The 20,491-nt window shown below is 69.9% G+C and carries 17 protein-coding genes; 11 read left to right on the top strand and 6 right to left on the bottom strand.

Annotated elements, in window-relative coordinates:
• Nucleotides 1-11 precede the first annotated feature (11 nt).
• Both STRNI_RS40650 and STRNI_RS40645 read left to right on the top strand, forming a co-directional pair.
• Complete coding sequence (locus STRNI_RS40650; protein WP_277413139.1) at nucleotides 12-1,346, top strand: ATP-binding protein; 1,335 nt, start codon at nucleotides 12-14, stop codon at nucleotides 1,344-1,346.
• Complete coding sequence (locus tag STRNI_RS40645; RefSeq protein WP_277413138.1) at nucleotides 1,343-2,470, top strand: tetratricopeptide repeat protein; 1,128 nt, start codon at nucleotides 1,343-1,345, stop codon at nucleotides 2,468-2,470. Before STRNI_RS40650 ends, STRNI_RS40645 begins: the two co-directional genes overlap by 4 nt.
• Before the next feature lie 477 nt (nucleotides 2,471-2,947).
• Here STRNI_RS40645 and STRNI_RS40640 read toward each other — a convergent pair whose 3' ends face one another.
• From STRNI_RS40640 to STRNI_RS40630, 3 genes are all read right to left on the bottom strand, one after another.
• Nucleotides 2,948-4,723 (bottom strand): cation:proton antiporter domain-containing protein, encoded by a 1,776-nt coding sequence (locus tag STRNI_RS40640; protein WP_277413137.1) that lies wholly within the window; start codon nucleotides 4,721-4,723, stop codon nucleotides 2,948-2,950.
• Between the two features lie 31 nt (nucleotides 4,724-4,754).
• Nucleotides 4,755-5,675: an aldose 1-epimerase family protein gene (locus STRNI_RS40635; protein ID WP_277413136.1), complete on the bottom strand. Its 921-nt coding sequence runs from the start codon at nucleotides 5,673-5,675 to the stop codon at nucleotides 4,755-4,757.
• Between the two features lie 185 nt (nucleotides 5,676-5,860).
• Complete coding sequence (locus tag STRNI_RS40630; protein ID WP_148588252.1) at nucleotides 5,861-6,814, bottom strand: DUF389 domain-containing protein; 954 nt, start codon at nucleotides 6,812-6,814, stop codon at nucleotides 5,861-5,863.
• A gap of 349 nt (nucleotides 6,815-7,163) precedes the next feature.
• Here STRNI_RS40630 and STRNI_RS40625 point away from each other — a divergent pair, with 349 nt between their 5' ends.
• The 4 genes from STRNI_RS40625 to STRNI_RS40610 all read left to right on the top strand — a co-directional run bounded on the left by STRNI_RS40625 (nucleotide 7,164) and on the right by STRNI_RS40610 (nucleotide 12,194).
• Nucleotides 7,164-8,984 (top strand): glycoside hydrolase family 15 protein, encoded by a 1,821-nt coding sequence (locus tag STRNI_RS40625; RefSeq protein WP_159492079.1) that lies wholly within the window; start codon nucleotides 7,164-7,166, stop codon nucleotides 8,982-8,984.
• A 3-nt stretch (nucleotides 8,985-8,987) separates the two neighbouring features.
• Nucleotides 8,988-9,932, top strand: a complete 945-nt coding sequence (locus tag STRNI_RS40620) for a cyclase family protein (RefSeq protein WP_277413135.1) — start codon at nucleotides 8,988-8,990, stop codon at nucleotides 9,930-9,932.
• Nucleotides 9,933-9,937: 5 nt separating this feature from the next.
• Complete coding sequence (locus STRNI_RS40615; RefSeq protein WP_148588249.1) at nucleotides 9,938-10,444, top strand: gluconokinase; 507 nt, start codon at nucleotides 9,938-9,940, stop codon at nucleotides 10,442-10,444.
• A gap of 169 nt (nucleotides 10,445-10,613) precedes the next feature.
• On the top strand, nucleotides 10,614-12,194 hold the full coding sequence (locus STRNI_RS40610; protein ID WP_277413134.1) for a GMC oxidoreductase: 1,581 nt from the start codon (nucleotides 10,614-10,616) through the stop codon (nucleotides 12,192-12,194).
• 22 nt (nucleotides 12,195-12,216) lie between these two features.
• On the opposite strand, the gene STRNI_RS40605 is transcribed toward STRNI_RS40610, so the two are convergent.
• The 3 genes from STRNI_RS40605 to STRNI_RS40595 form a co-directional block, all read right to left on the bottom strand.
• Nucleotides 12,217-13,257 carry a cytochrome d ubiquinol oxidase subunit II gene (locus STRNI_RS40605; RefSeq protein WP_159492071.1) on the bottom strand — a complete coding sequence of 347 codons (1,041 nt, stop codon included), beginning with the start codon at nucleotides 13,255-13,257 and terminating at the stop codon, nucleotides 12,217-12,219.
• Nucleotides 13,257-14,744: a cytochrome ubiquinol oxidase subunit I gene (locus STRNI_RS40600; RefSeq protein ID WP_277413133.1), complete on the bottom strand. Its 1,488-nt coding sequence runs from the start codon at nucleotides 14,742-14,744 to the stop codon at nucleotides 13,257-13,259. Before STRNI_RS40600 ends, STRNI_RS40605 begins: the two co-directional genes overlap by 1 nt.
• A gap of 253 nt (nucleotides 14,745-14,997) precedes the next feature.
• Nucleotides 14,998-15,834, bottom strand: coding sequence for an SDR family oxidoreductase (locus tag STRNI_RS40595; RefSeq protein WP_148588260.1), 837 nt, complete (start codon nucleotides 15,832-15,834; stop codon nucleotides 14,998-15,000).
• An 851-nt stretch (nucleotides 15,835-16,685) separates the two neighbouring features.
• On the opposite strand from STRNI_RS40595, the gene STRNI_RS40590 reads away from it, so the two are divergent.
• The 5 genes from STRNI_RS40590 (at nucleotide 16,686) to STRNI_RS40570 (ending at nucleotide 20,323) form a co-directional block, all read left to right on the top strand.
• On the top strand, nucleotides 16,686-16,910 hold the full coding sequence (locus tag STRNI_RS40590; RefSeq protein ID WP_148588245.1) for a ferredoxin: 225 nt from the start codon (nucleotides 16,686-16,688) through the stop codon (nucleotides 16,908-16,910).
• Nucleotides 16,910-18,304 carry an NAD(P)/FAD-dependent oxidoreductase gene (locus STRNI_RS40585; protein WP_266437985.1) on the top strand — a complete coding sequence of 465 codons (1,395 nt, stop codon included), beginning with the start codon at nucleotides 16,910-16,912 and terminating at the stop codon, nucleotides 18,302-18,304. Before STRNI_RS40590 ends, STRNI_RS40585 begins: the two co-directional genes overlap by 1 nt.
• A 34-nt stretch (nucleotides 18,305-18,338) precedes the next feature.
• Nucleotides 18,339-19,553: a cytochrome P450 gene (locus tag STRNI_RS40580; protein WP_277413132.1), complete on the top strand. Its 1,215-nt coding sequence runs from the start codon at nucleotides 18,339-18,341 to the stop codon at nucleotides 19,551-19,553.
• A gap of 219 nt (nucleotides 19,554-19,772) precedes the next feature.
• The gene (locus STRNI_RS40575; protein ID WP_187412899.1) at nucleotides 19,773-19,943 is read left to right on the top strand and encodes a hypothetical protein; all 171 of its coding nucleotides are present in this window, start codon (nucleotides 19,773-19,775) and stop codon (nucleotides 19,941-19,943) included.
• On the top strand, nucleotides 19,940-20,323 hold the full coding sequence (locus tag STRNI_RS40570; protein WP_148588243.1) for a VOC family protein: 384 nt from the start codon (nucleotides 19,940-19,942) through the stop codon (nucleotides 20,321-20,323). Before STRNI_RS40575 ends, STRNI_RS40570 begins: the two co-directional genes overlap by 4 nt.
• Nucleotides 20,324-20,491 lie beyond the last annotated feature (168 nt).

Raw genomic sequence — 20,491 nt, 5'->3', positions numbered from 1 at the left:
AAGTGTGGGCCATGTCGGCGGAATCCCCCCTGATCAAGAGCATGCGCACCGCCGTTGCGGCGTCGCCCGATGACGTACCCCTACGGTTGCACCTCGCCGAGTTGCTGCTGGGCGCGGGGCACGGTGACGCCGCGGTGGGGGAGGTTGCTGCGGCGTTGCAGCACGCGCCCGGCGATGTCCAGGCACGCGAGTTGATGGTCCGGGCCCTGGCACATACTCCGGCAAGCACCCCCGGCGAAGCCGCGCTTCCCCCGCCGCCACAAGCTCCGGTACCCGCCCGGCCTCCCGCCCCCGCCGGTGTGCCGCCGCAGGACTCGGTGCTCGGGCCGCCTCCCGCCCCCGCTTCGAGCCCGGGCTTCGACTGGAAGGCGGCCCAGGATCAGGTCGGTGATGCCGTGCCGCCCCGGTTCGTTGAGGCGCCGCTCGCCGTCGACGGCGGCGGTGACCCTGGAGACGCCGCTGCCTGGGACGTGGAACGCCCGGGGCCCGTCCGCCTCGCTGATGTGGGCGGCATGCAGGAGGTCAAGGAGCGGCTGGAGGCGGCCTTTCTGGCGCCGTTGCGCAATCCGGAGCTGCGCCGCCTGTACGGCAAGAGTCTGCGAGGGGGGCTACTGCTGTACGGGCCGCCCGGCTGCGGTAAGACCTTCATCGCGCGGGCCGTCGCCGGTGAGCTCGGGGCGAACTTCCTGTCCGTGTCGGTCAACGATGTGCTCGACATGTGGATCGGCAACTCCGAGCGCAACATGCACGAGCTCTTCCAAACTGCCCGCCGCCAGGCCCCGTGCGTGATCTTCCTGGACGAACTGGATGCGCTCGGCGGGAAGCGCAGCCGCACCCAGAGCAGCGGTATGCGCAACACGGTCAACCAATTGCTGACCGAGCTGGACGGAGTCGAAGCGGCGGCGAACGAGGGTGTGTTCGTGCTGGCCGCCACCAACGTGCCCTGGGACGTGGACATCGCTCTGCGCCGCCCCGGCCGACTGGACCGGACCTTGCTGGTGCTGCCGCCCGACGGGCCCGCCCGGGAGGCGATCCTCCGCTATCACCTGCGTGAGCGACCCATCGAGAACGTCGACCTCGGCAAGCTCGTCAAGGCCACCGACGGCCTGTCCGGCGCCGATCTGGCCCATGTGTGCGAGGCCGCGGCCGAGCACGCGCTGCTGGACTCGGCCCGTACCGGGACCGTACGCCTGATCGGGATGAAGGACCTGCTGGCCGCGGCGGGACAGATCGCGCCCTCGACGGAGCCGTGGTTCGCGTCTGCCCGCAACGTGGCGATGTACGCGAATGACGGCGGGATGTACGACGACCTGGTGGCCTACCTGAAGAAGAAGCGGAAACTGTGACCACACTGCACCCAGCTGTCGAACAGGCCCAGGCCCTCATCGATTTCGAACGCTACGACCAGGCCCGTGCCCTGCTGTCGCAGCACCTGGTCGAAGACCCCGGCGACACACGCGCCTGGATCGAGCTCGGCTACTGCCACCTCAAAATGCAGCAGCCGGAACAAGCCCTGGAGGCGGCCGACGAGGCCCTCAAAATCGCCCCCGAGGACTTCTACGTACTCATCCTGCGCGCCAAGGCACTGACCAGCGGGCCCAACAGCTCATGGCGCGCGGCCGAGCCCGTGCTGCGCGAGGCGGTGCGAGCCGACCCGCAGCACTGGTACGGCTACACGATGCTCGCCGACGCCGTGTGCCGCATGTCGATGGTCCGTTACTTCCAGGCGAACGGCTCCAGGAAGCCCGAGCCCCACGAGGTCGACCTTGTCTACCGCGAGGCGGCCGACCTGGCCTCGGAGGCGCTGCGGCTGGGCCCCGAAGAGGTTTACGCCCACGAAATCGCCCACCAGATCGCCACCTTCTCGGGCAACATCACCCGCGCCGACCAGCTCGAACGCGCCATCCTCCGACTCGACCCCACCCATGCCGAGGCCCTGGCCGCGCAGACCCGCAAGGCCGCCGAGGCCCCGGGCGTCAAGGCCCCCCGGGCCGCCGACCTCTACGCCACCGGGCTTGCCTCCGCGCCGGACTCCACCGAGCTGCAGCGCGGTCTCGACCAGGCCACGTACCGCATGCTGCGCGGCGTGCGGTGGCTTGCTCTGCTCTGCGTCTGCCTCACCGGGGCGGGGATGGACCTGTTCGCCGTCGAGGGCGAGGTGCAGCGGGAGTTGCCACTGCCACTTGGCCAGCGCTTGTGGGACCTCGTGCCGATGACCGCCATCTGGCTCGTCGGTGCCCTCCTCCGCTACCGGCGGCGGCGCGCCGGCGTCCGGCTCAACGTGCGGTCACTGATACGCCGCCGCCGGTGGGCCCGCATCGTGGTGGCCCAGGCCGTCTGGGCCATGCTGTGCGCCCTGCTGATCACCCAAGTCCCGTGGGAAGAGCGGACGTTGCCGCAGGTACTGCTCTGGGCAGGAATCGCGCCGACATTCGCCACGATCTGGTTCGACCGGAACAAGACCCGGTGAAGAACGGCCCGGCCGTATGGGCAGAGCCCCCAGCGGGGATGCGAGGGACGTGAGAGTCGGTGCGGGACGAATCCTGGGGGCGCGGGTCCGGCCCGGAGGCAGGGGCAACTGGGGGCCCCTCGGCCCCAAGTACCTGCTCGGCTGCCAGGCGATGCCGCAGGTTAATGAGTGCCCGGTGCGCACTCGGGCCAGGACATGACCACGCCGAGCAAGGCATCCTCGTGCAGCCCGCCGCTGCGCGCATGCGCGATACTCTCACGCGGTCTCACGGCTGCCCCTATAGCGCGGGCTTGCTGGGAGGTGGGCCGTATCGCGTCACGGGGGCCGAAACAGACCGGCTCACGCCCCGGTTGAGGGCATCGTTCGGGGCCGAGCGACGTGGAGCGCCACGGTCAGCTCGGAAGGTGTGGCACGGCCTTCGGGGCCGAAGCCTGAACCTCTGGCGGGGTCCTGGCCCCAGCCCCAGGACCGGCAGGTTCAGACCTCGGGTCGGCCTCCCCGCCCGCCCGGGGCCAGCAGGACGACCGTGTCCCCCGGGCCGGGCAGCGGTGTGCTGCCTTCCATGACCGGGTCGAGGCGGCCGTCCGGCCGCACCAGGAACAGCAGATCGCAGTCGGGCGGCAGCGAATCACCAGCGGGCTGTGCCAGGACGGCAGCCCCGTCCGCGTACTTGCGGGCGAGTGCCGGCCAGGTCAGATCGGCGCCGAACAGGATCTCGCCGCCGATGAACGGCGCCACCACGCCGTGGCTCTCGGGCGGTGCGTTGAGGCGATGCACCGTCTCCTCCACGGTGCCACGCAGAATCACCGCCGCCAGTGCGTTGAAGTCGTCCTCGGCGGTAAGGAAGTACACCGCCGTGATGCCCTCCAACTCGGCAGCACCACCGGTGGCGGCTGCCAGCAGTTCCCCGGGCGCAAGCTCGATCCCTGCCTGCCGGATGCGTTCGCGCTGCTCCTCTTCCCCTGACCACATCAGCACCTCCAGCCCTGCCGACCTCAGGGCCACACCCAGATCGACCACCCAGGGGTCGCCGCCGACCAGCAGCGGACGCGAGCGCGAGGGGCGCACAACGCCCAGGCGCCGAGCCGCGAGCGAGGCGGTCAGGCCATAGAGCGTCACGGTCGTGACGATGACCACGAACGTAGCCGGAAGGATCTCCGACGCGCCGCCGATCCCCTTGGCCACCAAGGCGGCCGAGAACGTCGACGCCGTTGCGGCCGCCACGATGCCACGCGGCGCCATCCAGCCGATGAAGCCCCGCTCGCCGCGCGTCAGGTCGGTGCCGAGGGTTGACACGGCCGCGACCAGCGGCCTGACGACCAGAACCAGCAAGACGGCGAGCCCGAGCGCGGGCAGCCATACATGGCGCAGCGAATGCGGGGTGACGGTGGCCGAGATCGAGATGAAGAGCAGGCCCAGGATGAGGCTGGCCAGGGTCTCGAAGAACGGCCGACGCGCTGGGACGTCGATGCCGGGGAGGTTGGCCACCGCCAGGCCCATCACCACGGCGGCGATGAGTCCTGTGTCGCCGCGCAGGACGTCGCAGAACGCCGCCACACCGATCACGGCGGCGAGCTGCGCCGTGGTGCCCAGCACCTCGCCGAGCCGCAGCACCCGGAACAGCGCCCACAGCAGAGCCGCCCCGACCACTCCCCCGGCGGCTCCGACGCCCACGCTGGCCAGGAAACCTCCCACCACGGTGCCGAAATGGTGACCCGTGCTCGCCACGACCGCGTGGAAGACAAGTGCTCCCAGGATGCCGCCGACCGGGTCGATGAGGGAGCCTTCCCAGATCAGGATGCGCTGGAGCCGGTCCTTGGGCCGCACGAAGCTGAGCAGCGGTCCGACGACCGTCGGCCCCGAGACCACGAGGATCGCGCCGATCATGACGGCTGCCCGCTGGGGCATGCCCAGCAGCGCCGCGGCGAGAAGCGTGCCGAGCAGCCAGGTGATCAGGACACCGATCCAGATCAGCCGGACGACGACTCGGCGGGTGTGCCCCTTCAGGAGTGCCAGGTCCAGTCCGAGACCCGAGTCGTAGAGGATCACTGCGACGGCCAGCGACACCAGTGGTGAGAACGCCGCCCCCAGCAACTGTTCGGGATTGACGTCGTCGATCAGCGCGCCGGCGGCGAAGCCGACCGGCAGGAGGACGATGAGGGCGGGGACGCGCAGGCGGCCGGCCAGGATCTGCGATCCGACGGCGAGGAGCAGGATCAGGCCCACACCGATGAGCACCTGGTCCGTCGTCACGGGAGGCTCCTTAGGGTGAGTGACGGCGCCGTCACCCACCCCACGGCGTGATCCCCCACCGGACGGTGTGCTGCTCGCCGGGGCCGAGGCTGACGAGCCCGGTGCCGCTGCGGAAGGCGTCCGGCGGGCAGGTCATCGGCTCGATGGCGAGCGCGCGCCGTCGATCCCCCGGTGCGAGGGTGTCGCCCGTGTAGAGCTGTACGTAGTGGGCGCCTTCACCGAGCCACACGTCCGTACCGAGAGCACCTGACGGGTGGGCCAGACGGACCACGGCCCGCCCGTCCGCGTCCCGGTCGAGGTCGCCGAAGGGCGTGTCCAGCCGGAGCGCTCCGACAGGCTGTGGCGTTCGCAGGTCGTACTCGGTCCCGGCGACCGGCTCGGCGGCCACCGGCAGGCCGCGCTCGTCGGTGCGCAGCCACGTCCGTGCGGGGACGGTCAACACCGCCTGGTCGACGACGGCGGTTCCCGCCATGACGTAAGGGTGCTGGCCGAAGCCGTAGGGTGCGGCGCTCGCGTCAAGGTTGCGCGCGGTGACGGCGACTTCGAGCCCGCCCTCCCCCAGGGTGTACTCGGCGCGGACGTGCAGGTGAAACGGGTAGCCCGGCTGCGGCCACAGCGGGACCTCCAGGACGGCCCGGCTGTCACTCACTTCCTCGACCCGCCATGCGACCCACCGGAGCAGCCCGTGGATGGCGTTGCCGCCTCCAGGCTCGGTGAGCGGAAGCTGCCGGTCCTGCCCGTCCCAGTGGTATTGGCCGTCCCGGATCCGGTTGGGCCACGGCACCAGGATCTGGCCGCGCCCACCGTTGATCTGGTCCTGTTCGGCGAATCCGTCGACCACGGGACGTTCACCGACCGCGTACGACCGGAGCGCCGCGCCCAGCTCGACGATGACGGCACTGTGCGCGCCGTGGCGGAGGGTCAGTTGCCGTCCGGTGCGGCTCTCCTGCACGCGTGGCCTCCTCGGTCCGCCGGGTCCGTGGACATGGGCGTGGTGGCCTGTGGCGTCGGGCCCCTCGTCGGGAGGGTGCGGTCCCGCACCGGCCCGGTCAAGCGCGACACGTTCCTGCGGGCGGAATCGCCCGGCACGTTCACCCTCTGGGGGCCGCAGAAAAGCAGCCGGACGGGGCGGCGTCCTCACCTGCCGCCCGAGACCCCGCTGCCCCGGCTGATGCGCCGCCAGACGGCCCGTTGGAATCTGAGCATCAGCACGCCCACCACGATCAGCAGCACGATGTTGAGCAGGAGTTGAATCAAGGAGCCGCGTGCCTCGCTCCAGCTGGAGAACGCGCAGGAGACGCCGATGTCGGCGGCGGCCGGGATGGTGGTGACCGAGATGAAGACGCCGAGCAACGCGCTCGTCCGGGCCTGGGTCAGGGACACGATCCCGACGATGCCGGCCAGCACCGCAACGACCACGGAGAAGACATTGGGGGTGTTGATGAGCGAGGAGACCGGCCTGAGGCCCAGGTCGAATGCCTCAGGCTGGAGACCGAAGCCCCGGATCGCCCACGAGAACAGGAGCGTCGCCACGATGGCCAGCAGGAATCCCGCGGTCAGGGCGAACAAGCCCTGCCGGACCCTGGTGCCGTTGCCGCGGTCGATGCCCAGGGCGACGCTGGTGATCGCGCCGTACTCCGGTCCGACGACCATCGCCGCGACGATCAGGATCTGGGAGTTGGTGATGATTCCCACCGCCCCGATGACGCCTGCGATGACCAGGTAGACATAGAAGCTCGGCAGATAGGTGCCCTCGGCGCGGATGCGGGCTTCGACCTCCGCCCAGACCGGCGCGTGCGCGAGCGCCCCGAGCTGCTTCTGCTGCGCCTCGGCCGCTGTACCCAAGAAGGCCATCTCGACCGGTTCGATGACGAGGGATCCGCGGCGGTCGATTCCCAGCTCGCGCAGCCCGCGCAGCACGGCGTTGGCCGCACCCGCCAGGATGTCGCACTCGATCGCGTCGCCGTCGGGGTTGCGCGCCTGTTCAGGGAGGATGACCAGGTTGAAGACATAGCGGTCGCCGGTCAGCAGTCCCACTGCTCGGGGAGTGAGATCAGGGGGACTCACCAGTCGGACGTGGATCATCTCCATGCACAACCTCCATCGCCGGCCGGCGGGCACACCGCGGCGCTGCGGCGCCCGAGCGCCGGAATCGGGAGACCCGTCTGTGACCGGTCGAACCCCGTCAGTAACGCCCGAGGGGAGGGGGTCGGCAAGCCGAGTGCGCTACTCGGCTCCCGCATCCGTGGTCACTTCGACGACCGGCGAAGGCCCTGGCCGCGGCGGGTCTGCGGCCGGCCGCCGTTGGCGCCGTAAGGGCGCCGGCCCGACCGTGGGCGGCGGCAGCGGGCGAGCGGCCGTCAACCACCGCGACGTGGCAAGGGCCACCCGAGTGGCGGATAGTTGGCCCCAGGGGCCATTCCGAGACGCCGGAGCAGCCATGGATCGCTACCCTCCCATCGCCGAGCACGGCCTGGTGGGCGACCTGCAGACCGCCGCGCTCGTCTCGTCGCAGGGTGTCGTCGACTGGTTCGCCGCTCCCCGGTTCGACTCGCCCAGCATCTTCGCCGCGCTGCTCGATCACGACGGCGGCGGGTACCTGCGGCTGGCTCCCGAGCACCCCGAGGCGACCTGCAAGCAGCTCTACTACCCCGACACGGCCATTCTGGTGACCCGGTTCATGTCACCGGACGGCGTGGGCGAGGTGGTTGATCTCATGCCGCCGGACCGGACCCGCACCGCTAGCGACCGTCACACCCTGATACGCGTGGTGCGTGCCGTGCGGGGAACCGTCGACTTCATGCTCGAGTGCCGGCCGCGCTTCGACTACGGCCGGGCCGAGCACCGGCTGGAGCTCGGCGAGAACAGCGGCCTGTTCCGCGCCCCGGGGATGGACGCGCACCTGCAGACTTCCTTCCCGCTGGAGCGGGACGGCCAGGATGTGTACGGCAGGGTGACGCTGAGGGCCGGCGAGTCGGGCGGCGCCGTGTTCACGGTCTGCGCCTCCGGCGGCGAGGCGCCCGCACCTCTGACGGTCGACGGGCTCACCGCGCAGGTCGACGACACCGGCCTCTTCTGGCAGAAGTGGCTGCGCCAGTCCCGCTACCGGGGGCGGTGGCCCGAGCTGGTGCACCGCTCGGTCATCACCCTCAAGCTCCTCACCTACGCCCCCACGGGTGCTCTGATCGCGGCTGCCACCACGGGCCTGCCCGAGCAGATCGGCGGAGAGCGGAACTGGGACTACCGGTTCACCTGGGTACGCGACGGCTCGCTGTCCGTGCGGGCCATGCTGGACCTCGGCTTCGTCGAGGAGGCCACCGCCTTCGTCCACTGGCTGGTGGACAGGCTGCACGAGCGCGAGGGCAAGGAGGATGAGCCGCTCCAGACCATGTACCGGATCGACGGCAATCCGGACCTGCCGGAGGAGATACTCGAACACTTCGAGGGCTACCGCGGCTCCTACCCCGTCCGCATCGGCAACGGCGCCGCCGACCAGCTCCAGCTGGACATCTACGGTGAGGCCCTCTACGGGGTGTCCCAGGGCCGCGAGATCGGGCAGCAGGCCACCTACCGCGGCTGGAAGGCGATGGCCAGGGCGCTGGACTGGTTCGCCGACGCCTGGGACCGGCCGGACGAGGGCATCTGGGAGACCCGCGGCGGCCGCGAGGACTTCACCTACAGCCGGGTGATGTCCTGGGTCGCCTTCGACCATGGGCTGAGCCTGGCCGAGCACTTCCGCAGGCCAGCCGACGTGGAGAAGTGGCGCAGCGCCAGGGACGCCATCCTCGAGCAGGTCATGGAACGCGGCTGGAGCGAGCAGGAGGGCGCCTTCGTCCAGCACTACGGCGGTGACGTCCTGGACGCTTCCCTGTTGCTCATGCCGAGGGTCGGGTTCATCGCACCGAAGGACCCGGCCTGGCTCTCCACGCTCGACGCGATGGACCGCAAGCTCGTCTCCGACAGCCTCGTCTACCGCTACGACCCCGCGGCATCGCCGGACGGGCTGCGCGGCTCGGAGGGCACCTTCAGTCTGTGCACCTTCCTCTACGTCGACGCACTGGCCCGGGCGGGCCGGCTGGCCCAGGCCCGCTACGCCTTCGAGAAGATGCAGACCTACGCCAACCACATCGGGCTCTTCGCCGAGGAGGTCGGTCCGACCGGGGAGCAACTGGGCAACTTCCCGCAGGCGTTCACCCACCTGTCGCTCATCATGGCGGCCACCACTCTCGACCAGGCGCTCGACGCGGAGCAAGGGCGCTGACGCATGGTCACCCATGCCCGCCCGGCGAAACCGCCACGGCTGACCGCGGACGAGTTCGACGTCCTGTACCGGCGTCTGCTCTCACGCGCCGCCTGGGCCTCGGGGGACCGGGGTGCTCTGGACGCGCTCACTCCCGCCCGGGTGCTGGCCGCCGCCCGGGAGGTGCGGACCGGCCGGACGGTGACGCTCGCCGCGCCGGTGGAGACGCTGCCCGGTCCGGACAATCCGGAGCCCGCGAGGCACCGGATGAGCGGGCAGCCGGAGGAAGACGTCCCGGGCGGGCTCCACTTCGCGAGGGACAGCTTCGCGATGAACGTGCACGGCGACGCCGACAGCCACATCGACGCCCTCTGTCACGTGATCTACGACGGCACGCTGCACGGCGGCGTGGCCGCGAGCAGCGTCACGGCGGACGGGGCCACCACGCTCTCCATCGAGGCCGCTCGCGACGGGATCGTCGGACGCGGAGTGCTGCTGGACATCCCGCGGCTGCGTGGTGTGCGGTGGCTCGAACCGGGTGATCATGTGACCGCCGACGACCTGACCGCGGCCGAGACCGCCCAGCGCGTCCGCGTGACCGAGGGCGACCTTCTCTTCGTCCGGGTCGGCCACCGCCGACGCCGCGCCGAACTGGGAGCCTGGCACGCGGCGGACGCGCGCGCCGGACTCCATCCGTCCGCGCTGGAGTTCCTGGCAGACCGGCGGGTCGCCGTGCTCGGCGGCGACGGCAACAACGACACCGCCCCCAGTTCCACCGAGGGCGTCGACTTCCCCGTGCATGTCCTGGCGATCCACGCCATGGGCCTTCACCTGCTGGACTACCTGCAGTTCGAGGACCTGGCGCCGCTCTGCGCGGCGGAGGGGCGCTGGTCGTTCCTCTGTGTGATCGCCCCGCTGAGGCTGCCGGATGCCACCGGGTCACCGGTCAACCCCATCGCCGTCCTCTGACCGCGATGCCCTCGGTCGTGGTGGTCATGGGCGTCTCGGGGTCAGGGAAGTCGACCGTGGGAAGGCTACTCGCGCAGCGGCTCATGGTGCCCTTCCTGGAGGCGGACGACCTCCACCCGGCCGCGAACCGCGCCAAGATGGCCGCAGGCCACCCGCTCGACGACGAGGATCGCCGGCCGTGGCTGATGTCCGTCGCCGACTGGATCCGCAGGGCAACCCACGACGGCCAGGGCGGGGTGGTGGCGTGCTCGGCACTCAAGCACGAGTACCGGGATCTGTTCCGCCAGGCAGGCGCAGGCGTGTGGTTCCTGTATCTGGCGCTCGACCGGGCGACCGCCGACCGACGGGTCGCAGGCCGGATGGACCATTTCATGCCCGCCCGGCTGCTGGACTCCCAGTACGCCGACCTCGAACCGCTGCGGCCGGACGAGCCCGGCCTGACCGTCGATGCGACAGCCGACCCACGGACGATCGTCGACGAGGCGGTACGCACCGTGCGGGAGATCGGGTGACGACGCACCTGTCCGGCTCCCGGGTCGCCGCTACCCAACCCACCCCCTAGTTTGGAAATTGGCACGGAAATATCCCGATTGTGCGGGTGCCCCTCCGGAACAGCGCAGCGGTCCCCGGACGGGCACGACGGCCAGGACAGCCGACGACTCCTAGAAGCGGGACCCTCTCATGACCGACGATCAGCACTACGACGTCATCATCATCGGTACGGGAGCCGGCGGCGGTACGCTCGCGCACCGGCTGGCCCCCACGGGGAAGCGGGTCCTGATCCTGGAACGCGGCGGCTACCTGCCGCGGGAGCGGGACAACTGGGACTCCACCGCCGTCTTCGTCAAGGGCAAGTACCGGGCCCCCGAGTTCTGGTACGACAAGCAGGGCAAGGAGTTCCCCCCGGAGGTGAACTACTACGTCGGCGGCAACACCAAGTTCTACGGCGCCGCGCTCTTCCGGCTCCGGCCCGAGGACTTCGGCGAACTGCGCCATCACGACGGCATCTCTCCGGCCTGGCCGATCCGCTACGAGGACCTGGAGCCGTACTACACCCAGGCCGAACACCTCTACCTGGTGCACGGCCGGCACGGCGAGGACCCCACCGGAGGGCCGACCAGCGCGCAGTACGCATACCCGCCGGTCGAGCACGAGGCGCGCATCCAGCAGCTCAGCGACGATCTGGAGAAGGCCGGCCTGCACCCCTTCCACCTGCCCATCGGCGTGAACCTCACCCAGGACGAGCACGGCCGGGCCACCCATGACAGCGTCTGCATCCGGTGCGACCGGGTCGACGGCTTCCCCTGCCTGATGGGCGCGAAGTCCGACGCGCAGGTGATCTGCGTCGACCCGGCGCTCTCGTACGGCAATGTCACGATGGTGACCCACGCCCATGTGCGGCGCTTGGAGACCGACGCGACCGGACGCACCGTCACCAGGGTCGTCGCCGAGCTCGAGAACGGAGCGACCGAGGGATTCAGCGCCGACATCGTGGTGGTCGCCTGCGGCGCGGTCAACTCCGCCGTCCTGCTGCTCCGTTCGGCCAACGACAAGCACCCCGGCGGCCTGGCCAACAGCTCGGACGTGGTGGGACGCCACTACATGCGTCACAACAACCTGGCCCTGATGGCGGTGTCGAAGGAGCCGAATCCCACCAGATTCCAGAAGACCCTGGCGCTGAACGACTGGTACCTGGGCGCGGACGACTGGGAGTATCCGCTCGGCGGCATTCAGATGCTCGGCAAGTCGGACTCCGACCAGATCCATGGCGAGGCGCCGCGCTGGGCCGGCGCGGTCTCGCCCGACATGCCCTTCGAGGTACTGGCGCACCACGCCGTCGACTTCTGGCTGTGCGGAGAGGACCTCCCGCTGCCCGGGAGCCGGGTCACCCTCGACAAGGACGACGCCATCCACCTGGCCCTCGACGAGAAGAACAACATCGCCGCGCTGAAGCGTCTCCAGAACAAGCTGCAGGGCATGCTCGGGCATCTGGGCATGCACGAGCACCACCTGCTGGATCACAGCATCTATCTGCACAAGGGCATGCCGATCGGCGCCACCGCGCACCAGGCCGGCACCGTGCGGTTCGGCGACGACCCGAGGAGTTCGGCCCTCGACGTCCATTGCAAGGCGCACGACCTCGACAACCTCTATGTCGTGGACACCAGCTTCTTCCCCAGCATCGGCGCCGTGAACCCGTCCCTGACCGCCATCGCCAACGCCCTGCGGGTCGGCGACCACATCGCCGCCCGGCTGGGCTGACGGTGCGTCGTACGCAGCGCCGCTACAGGTTGTCCCCAGGGACTCCGGCGGCCCGGGTGTCGGCGTCGGTGAGCTCCTCCAGCTCCCCCATGGTGGCCAGCCGGTAGAGCAGCACCAGCGCCGGACCGACCAGCACGATCGCGATGGCCGTGACGATCACCAGCCAGCGCAGCGTGTGGGCGGCGCCGGCCGCCTCGGCCACCGTCAGCGAGGTGGGCAGCACATAAGGCCGCTGCGCGAAGCCCCAGGCGCCGACGGTCAGAGCGACGCTCGCCACCGAGGTGTAGCGGGACCCTCCGTAAGAGCGGCGCCACAGGAGCAGGACCGTGGCCAGACCGCAGACCGCGGCCAGGATGATCAGGAGCAGGCCCGGGCCCCCGGTGAGGCCGTCCCGGACGTAACCGGCGTCGTTGCGGGTGACGGGCAGGCCGATGAGTGCGAGGACGACAACCGCGGCGAAGGCGATCAGCGCCCGCAGGCGGAAGTAGTCGACGAGGTCGTCGGCGCCGTACCTCAGGGCATCGGAGCAGAGGAAGACCGCCCCGAGGAACGCGGTGGCGGCGACGGCCAGCAGTCCCACGAGGACGGAGGTTCCGTTGGCCCAGGCGTCCGCGGAGGCGGTCGTGCCGACCTTGACCCGGCCCGCGGCGATGCCGCCGAGCACCGTCCCGAGGAAGAACGGCGTGAGCAGTGACGAGATGGCGAACACCGCGCCGTAGATGCGTCGTTGGGCCAGGCGACGGGTCGGCTTGCGCAGGGCGAATCCGGCGCCGCGGAGCACCAGGCCGACGGCGGCGAGGGCGAGCGGCAGCCACATCGCCGAGAAGACGGCCTGGAACATCGTCGGGAAGCCGGTCCACATGATGACCAGGACGAAGATCAACCAGACGTTGTTGGCCTCCCAGACCGGTGCCATGGCGTGGTCGATCAGCCAGCGGGGCCGCCTGCCGCGCTCCGCGCCGCCGGCCAGGAGGTCCCAGAAGCCCGCGCCGTAGTCGGTGCCCCCGGCGCAGGCGTAGGCGGCGATCGCGAGCACCAGCACCCATGCGATGAATGCGGCCATTACGACGCACCGCCAGGGGTGTGATCGGACCCGCCGGCGGGCGGGGCCCCGGCAGCTGAGGGCTCGGGCTCGCTTCTGGGCCCATAGGGTGTGTCGGCCTCCGGTGGCAGTTCGGCATGTACGGCGGCCGAGCCCTCGTCAGCGATGCGCCAGCGGGTGCGCATCTTCAGCACGACCGCCAGGAACGCGCCGAACACGGCCACGTACACGGCCATGACGATGCCGAACATCGCCCACAGCGCCCCGGCCCCAGTACTGGTCACCGCCTCCGAGACCCTCATGTGGTGGTAGACGATCCAGGGCTGCCGCCCGACCTCCGTGGTGATCCACCCACACTCAACGGTGACCAGGCAGGCGATTCCCGCGATCGCGGCGCAGCGGTAGAACCAGCGGCTGCCAGGGTTGTCCCGGTGTCGCCACCAGGACCAGGCGTACCAGAGCGCGAGCAGGATCAGCGCGCTGCCGATGGTGACCATGATGTCGAAGGCCCAGTGGGCGATGGTGGCCTGAGTCGCCGTCGGGCGGTCACTCGCGGCGACCGACGACAGGCCCGTCACCTTGGTCTTCGTGCTGAAGCCGGCGAGAACCGAGTCGAGTTGGGGAATCTTGAGCCCGCCGGAGATCGTCCCGTCGGGGTGCAGCCGTCCGAACATGTACTCCGGTACGTGGGTGTCGGTCTTCCAGACGATCTCCATGGCGGCGAACTTGATCGGCTGCTTGTGGAAGACGGCGCGAGCGGCGGAGTCGCCGAGCATGAACTGAACCGGTGTGAGGATCGCGGCAACCGTGAAAGGCACGGTGAAGCCGAGCCGGTGGTAGCGGTCGCGGCGCCCGCGCAGCCAGCCGACCGCGTACACACCGGCGACCACGTAGCCCGCGGTCAGGAGCATCGCGACCACGAAGTGCCAGTACTCCGGGCCGAAGATCGGTGTGAAGACCGCCTGCCGCACGTCGACGTGGACCGGCTTGCCCTGTGCGTCGAGGCTGAACCCCTGGGGGGTGTTCATCCAGGAGTTGGCCGCGATGATGCCGAACGCCCCCATCAGGGCCGCCAGCGGGAGCGGTACGGCCAGCCAGAAGTGCGTCCAGGGCTTGAGCCGGCGCCAGCCGTAGAGGTAGATCGCGATCAGGACGGCCTCCAGGAAGAACGCCCATGCCTCGACGCCGAACCCGAGTCCGAAGACGTCGCCCCAGCGGCCCATCATGCCGGGCCACAGTAGGCCGAACTCGAAGGACAGCACGGTGCCGGTGACGATGCCGATGGCGAACTGGACGGCCATCACCGCCGACCAGCGCCGGGCGAGCGTGAGGGCGACGGGGTTGTTGCGGCGGAGCGCCCGGTGGTGCATGAGCAACGTGATGAACGGCAGTGCCACGCCGAACGGGACCAGCAGGATGTGCGAGGCCAGGGTGAAGGCCATGAGCTCTCGGGCGGGAAGGAGCTGGGCCGGGGCGTCGTTCGCCAGAAGGGCAGCTGTGCTGAGCATGTGCGCCTCGATGGTCTGCCCTGCGGGGTGGCGGGGCTGAGGGGGACGGAATGCAGAGGGGCGCCCGTAAGGGGCCGACCGGGGCCGTCGTCAGGAAGGCGGCACAGGCTCCTTCGGCCCGGACTCCCGAGCGGCCGGCGCGTCGGTCTCGGGCACGGTGACGGCGCGTTCACGGCGCGTGCTGGTGGCGAAGGCGACGGACCAGCCGAGTGCCGCTCCCAGCCTGCTACGGAAGTCCGGCCCGCATCGAGGATCAGCCTCCGGTGGCGAAGCCGGGGAAGAGCGTCATTCCGCCGTCGACGAAGAGCGTGGTGCCGACGACGTAGTCGAGCAGGTCGGACGCCATGGCGACGACGGCGTTGGCGATGTCGTCCGGGTCGCCCACGCGGCGGTACGGGATCAGGCGCAGCAGGTCGGCCTCGGCCTCGGGCGTGGACCAGGCGTCGCGGTTGATCGGCGTGCGGATGGCTCCGGGTGCGACCGCGTTGACCCTGATCCGCTGGGGAGCCAGCTCCTGGGCGAGGGTTGTCATCAGCATGCCCACGCCGCCCTTGGAGGACGCGTAGTTCACATGGCCCGACCACGGGATGATCTGGTGGACCGAGCTCATACAGATGATCTTTCCGGCCGAACGGGAGACCTCCTCCACCACGCCGCGCCGGATGAACTCCTTGGCGGCCTCCCGCGCGCACAGGAACTGGCCGGTCAGGTTGACGTCGATGACCTTCTGCCACTGGGCGAGCGTCATCTCCGTCACGGCCGCGTCCCGCTGGAGGCCCGCGTTGGCCACCATGATGTCGATGGTGCCGAACTCCTCGACCATCCGCGCGACCATGGCGGTCACCTGGTCCTCATCGGACACGTCGGCTTCATGGGCGTAGGCGCGGACCCCGAAGCTCTCGATCTCCTTCACGACATTCTCTGCCTCGTGCGCGCCGACGACGTAGTTCACCACGACGTCCGCTCCGGCCCGGCCCAGGGCAACGGCGGTCGCCAGGCCGATGCCCGAGTTGGCGCCGGTCACCAGCGCCTTCTGGCCCCTGAGAAGCTGCGCGGACGTGGTCCCGCGGTTCTCGACTTTTGCTGCCACCACGATCTCTCCTTCGGCGTTTCGGACGGCACGTCAGCCGAAAACGAGCGGGGTGCATGAGAAGGGTCTGGAGCCAGCCGCTCGCCAGGACAGACACAGGAGCCGTCGCATACCAGGCCTCCAGACGAAAGCACCCCGCGCCTCGGGCGGGACGAACCGGCACGCACGCAGCCGCATTTCGACAGGGCAGGTCACACGGTCGGGCTAGGAGCCGCCCCGGGCCCTTGCCGGCCGGCATCATGCGGCCCACCAGGGGCCAGGATGACGCCAAGCCCGCTCGACGATGGCAACGGGGGCGACTGTCGTCCCCGCCGTTGATCCGCAATGACCCCTGGCCTCACAGATCGTCCAGGACGTCCCGAACATGCCCTGTGGGCCCTGGGCCTCCAGGACGAAGGGGGTGGCGTTGGTAACGAGGGTGCGGTGGGCAGGCCCCGGACTCGCCGGCCATCGACGCCAGGTAGGCGGCGCCGCGGTCGAGTTGCTGCTGGTAGCGCCCGGGTTGAGGACATTGAGGAATTCCTGTTCGGTCAGCCCTCGGATGCCGGGTTTGCCGACGCCCGTATGTCCCTTTCCCGGGGTGCGGGCGGCGTGTGTGCGGGATACGCTTTTGACAACAAGGTCAGGTTCTCCGGGCGGTTTGGCAGACGCCCGGGCCTCATTCGCGATGCTCAGTTCTTTCTACGGAGACCTTTCTGCGGAGACCTTTGACGTGCGTGGTGCCCCCCTTTCGTATGCGCAGGGGTGAGCAACAGCCGAATCCCCCCTTCGAAGGTGTTCCTCGCGCTTCGGGCGCCGTACCGGCGCTGCCTCAGGGCCCGCAGCTTTGCAGTCCTGAAACGGAGTTCGGGATGAAAGTTGTCGTTGATCTTTCCCGGTGTCAGGGATATGCGCAGTGCGCGTTCCTGGCTCCGGACGCTTTCCGGATGCACGGCGAGGAAGCGCTGATGTACAACCCGCAGCCCGACGACGTCCAGCGCGAACAGGTGCTGCGCGCCGCGGCGGCCTGCCCGCTCCAGGCCATTCTGGTCGACCAGCTGGAGGGGCAGGACGCACCGGTGGAGGCGTCGCCGTGATGGGCAGCGCCGACACCTTGCAAGCGTTCCGGCGGGACGGCCGCATCGTGATCGTCGGGGCGTCACTGGCGGGACTGCGGGCCGCGGAGGCCCTGCGTGAGGAGGGCTTCACCGGATCGCTGACCATGATCGGCGACGAGCTGGGCGAGCCCTACGACCGGCCCCCGCTGTCCAAGCAGGTACTGACCGGGTGGGTGCCGGCCGGGAACACCACGCTGCCGCGACGCCGTGACATCGATGCGCAGTGGCTGCTGGGCGTGCCCGCCGATGGGCTGGACCTGGCGACCAATCACGTACATCTCGCCGACGGCCGAGATGTTCCCTTCGACCGCGTGCTGATCTCCACCGGAGTGCGGGCCCGGCCCTGGTTCGTCGAGGCCGAGGCCGCCCTGGACGGCGTGTTCGTCGTCCGCACCCGCGAGCACGCCGAGAGCCTGCAGCGGGCGATGGCGGCGGGGCCCTCCCGCGTACTGATCATCGGCGCGGGCTTCACCGGCTCCGAGATCGCCTCCATCTGCCGCGAGCGGGACATCCCGGTGACCGTCGCCGAACTCGCACCGGCCCCGCTGGTCGGCGCACTCGGCGCCATGATCGGTGGGGTCGCGGCGGACATGCAGCGCGCCCACGGCGTCGACCTGCGCTGCGGCGTCAAAGTCACCAAGCTGGAAGGCGACGCCCAGGGGCACTTCCGTCGCGCCCACTTCTCCGACGGCACCACCATCGATGCCGACGTGGCGGTGGTGGCGCTCGGCGGCATCCGCAACACCGAGTGGCTGCGCGGCTCGGGACTGGCGGCAGGCCCATGGGGCATCGCCTGCGACACGGGCTGCCGCGCCCTCGACCTCAACGGCCTGATCACCGACGACATCTTCGTCGCCGGAGACGTGGCACGCTGCCCGAACCCGATCTACGAATACCGACTCATCTCACTGGAACACTGGGTCAACGCCGTGGAGCAAGCCAAAGTCGCGGCGCACAACATGCTCAGCGCCCAGGCGGACCGCTGGCCACACCTGTCCATCCCGACGTTCTGGTCGATCCAGTTCGGCGTCAACATCAAGTCCGTCGGTGTGCCGACCTTCGCCGACGAGGTCGTCGTCACCCAGGGGTCCGTGCCCGACCACCGCTTCGTCGCCGCATACGGCTATCAGGGCCGCGTCACCGCGGCAGTCAGCTTCAACAACGCCAAGTGGCTCGACCATTACCGGCAGTTGATCGAGACGGCCGCGCCCTTCCCTCCCCCCTGCCCCACACCCGACGAGCCCGCCGACGCAAAACCCGTGCCCGTCGACTTCCCCAGCCCCAAGCTGCTCGCCCAGGGCGCCACCGTGGTCGTCACCGGCCACGACCCAGGAGAGCGGCGTGTCACCGCCGCGTGGCAGCACCACCAGTAGGAAGGAAGCAGGAGGACACAGGAGGAAAAGCGACATGACCACGACCCACACGCCCGACACCCTGCACCGGATCCTCGACCACTCCTCCCGCGCCGACCCCTACCCGCTCTACGCCGAACTGCGCAAGACACCAGTGGCCCTCCAGGAGGACGGCAGCTACGTCATCAGCACCTACCGCGAACTCACCGGCATCCTGCACGACCCACACCTGAGCTCCGACGTCCGCCACCTGTCACGGCCCATGCCCGCGGCCGAAGCACACACCACACCCTCGTTCATCAACCTCGACCCGCCCGAGCACGACCGCCTGCGACGCCTGGCCATGCGTCACTTCGGCCCCCCGCACACCCCGGGCCTGGTGACCGGCATGGAACCCGACCTGACCGCCGTCGTCAACGGCCTGATCGACGACTTCGCGGGCAAGGAGCGGATCGACATCGTCGACGACTTCGCCTACCCGTTCCCCGTGACCGTGATCTGCCACCTGCTCGGTGTGCCGCGCGAGGACGAACCACGGTTCCACGTGTGGGTGAACGCCATCGTCGACTCGCTCGACTACAACCCCAAGACCGACCCGAAGGAGAAACTCGACAACGGTATGCAGGCCAGGAATGACCTGACCCAATACCTCGGCGGACTGCTGGAACAACGCCACGGCCGGCCCGGCGACGACCTCCTGGCACGGATGGCCAACGACGACGGACCCGAGGGACGCATGACCGACGACGAAATCGTCAGCACCGCCAACCTGCTGCTCATCGCCGGCCACGAGACCACCGTCAACCTCATCACCAACGGCATGCTCACCCTGCTGCGCCACCCGCAGATACTGCAACGGCTGCGCGACGAACCGGACCTGATCGTGCCGCTCGTCGAGGAACTGCTGCGCTATGAGCCCCCCGTGCACATCATTCCCTGGCGAGCGGCATACAGCGACATCAGCATCGCCGACACCGTCATCCCCAAGGGCTCGCAGATCATGCTCATGCTCGCCTCAGGCAGCCGCGACCCGGCCCGCTTCCACGACCCCGACCGCTTCAACCCCGACCGACAGGACAACCAGCACCTGGGCTTCGGCAGCGGCATCCACCTGTGCTTCGGCGGCCCGATGGCCCGGCTGGAGACCCAAACCGCACTGACCGCGCTCGTACGGCGCCTGGAACGACCCACACTGGTCACCGACCCACCGCCCTACCGGCCCAGCCCCATCCTGCGAGGCCCCATCCACCTGCACATCAAACAGAGCTGACGCCGAACGCGGCAGCTGCGGGCATACCCGTACGGGTACCACCATGTGGTCGACGGCGGTTACCTGGCCACGCAGCCGACGGGAACTGCGCCTGGCCATTGCCGGCTGCTCCGGTGGCCCGCACCGTTTGGGACGGTGCGACGGACCGGGTGTAGGGGGCCGGCAGTTACGGTGCGGCTGTCCCGCAATCTGCTGGCCCAGCATGTCAAGGTGTTCGACGTGAACAAGCGGCGACTGATCCACTGGAGCATCCGCGGCCCGGCTGCCGCCGGTGGCAACGACCAGGCAAGCCACCCCGCCCTCAGGTGCATGACGACGGAGATCGGCACCCGCGTCCGTCACCTGCTGCCCGTCCTCGCCCGCGCCACGAACCGGGAGATCCAACCGTGACAACACCCGACGAGCTCGCCAGCGTCCGCTACATCGTCGACGACGTGGCCGCCGCGGTCCACTTCTACACCACCCACCTCGGCTTCACTCTGCACACCAACCCCGCGCCTGCCTTCGCCGACGTGGTCCGCGGCCCGTTGCGACTGCTGCTGTCCGGGCCGGCGAGCTCCGGCGCCAGGGCCACGCCCGATGACGCCACCGCGCCGGGCCGCAACCGCATCCATCTCATTGTGGACGACCTCGACACCGAGATCGACCAACTGCGCGCCGCCGGGCTGTCCTTCCGCAGCGACGTCATCGCGGGCCCCGGTGGACGCCAGATCCTGCTGACAGACCCGGCCGGCAACCTCATCGAACTGTTCGAGCCTGCCCCGCGCTGAGCTGTTTCCGAGAACTGCCGGCAGCGCATGGCAAGAGCAACGGAAACGTTGTCACCTTCTCCGTTCACTACGGGCCCCGGTCAAGGACGGCTCACGAGACCTGGCGCGGCGAGACCGGCTGCGTCTGCCGCTCCTGCCCCGCCTCCGGGACCGGGCAGGAGCGCGAGG

The sequence above is a fragment of the Streptomyces nigrescens genome, from assembly GCF_027626975.1.
GTDB lineage: Bacteria > Actinomycetota > Actinomycetes > Streptomycetales > Streptomycetaceae > Streptomyces > Streptomyces nigrescens.
Note: the sequence above shows the minus strand (reverse complement) of the source record. Positions and strands in the feature narration are given on the sequence as shown.

Bases quoted from the DNA above. Each gene is read 5' to 3' on its own strand.
- STRNI_RS40590 (WP_148588245.1), top strand. From the start codon at position 16,686: ATGAAAGTTGTCGTTGATCTTTCCCGGTGTCAGGGATATGCGCAGTGC.
- STRNI_RS40615 (WP_148588249.1), top strand. From the start codon at position 9,938: ATGCCCTCGGTCGTGGTGGTCATGGGCGTCTCGGGGTCAGGGAAGTCG.
- STRNI_RS40585 (WP_266437985.1), top strand. From the start codon at position 16,910: ATGGGCAGCGCCGACACCTTGCAAGCGTTCCGGCGGGACGGCCGCATC.
- STRNI_RS40625 (WP_159492079.1), top strand. From the start codon at position 7,164: ATGGATCGCTACCCTCCCATCGCCGAGCACGGCCTGGTGGGCGACCTG.
- STRNI_RS40600 (WP_277413133.1), bottom strand. From the start codon at position 14,744: ATGCTCAGCACAGCTGCCCTTCTGGCGAACGACGCCCCGGCCCAGCTC.
- STRNI_RS40620 (WP_277413135.1), top strand. From the start codon at position 8,988: ATGGTCACCCATGCCCGCCCGGCGAAACCGCCACGGCTGACCGCGGAC.
- STRNI_RS40605 (WP_159492071.1), bottom strand. From the start codon at position 13,257: ATGGCCGCATTCATCGCATGGGTGCTGGTGCTCGCGATCGCCGCCTAC.
- STRNI_RS40650 (WP_277413139.1), top strand. From the start codon at position 12: ATGTCGGCGGAATCCCCCCTGATCAAGAGCATGCGCACCGCCGTTGCG.
- STRNI_RS40580 (WP_277413132.1), top strand. From the start codon at position 18,339: ATGACCACGACCCACACGCCCGACACCCTGCACCGGATCCTCGACCAC.
- STRNI_RS40630 (WP_148588252.1), bottom strand. From the start codon at position 6,814: ATGGAGATGATCCACGTCCGACTGGTGAGTCCCCCTGATCTCACTCCC.
- STRNI_RS40610 (WP_277413134.1), top strand. From the start codon at position 10,614: ATGACCGACGATCAGCACTACGACGTCATCATCATCGGTACGGGAGCC.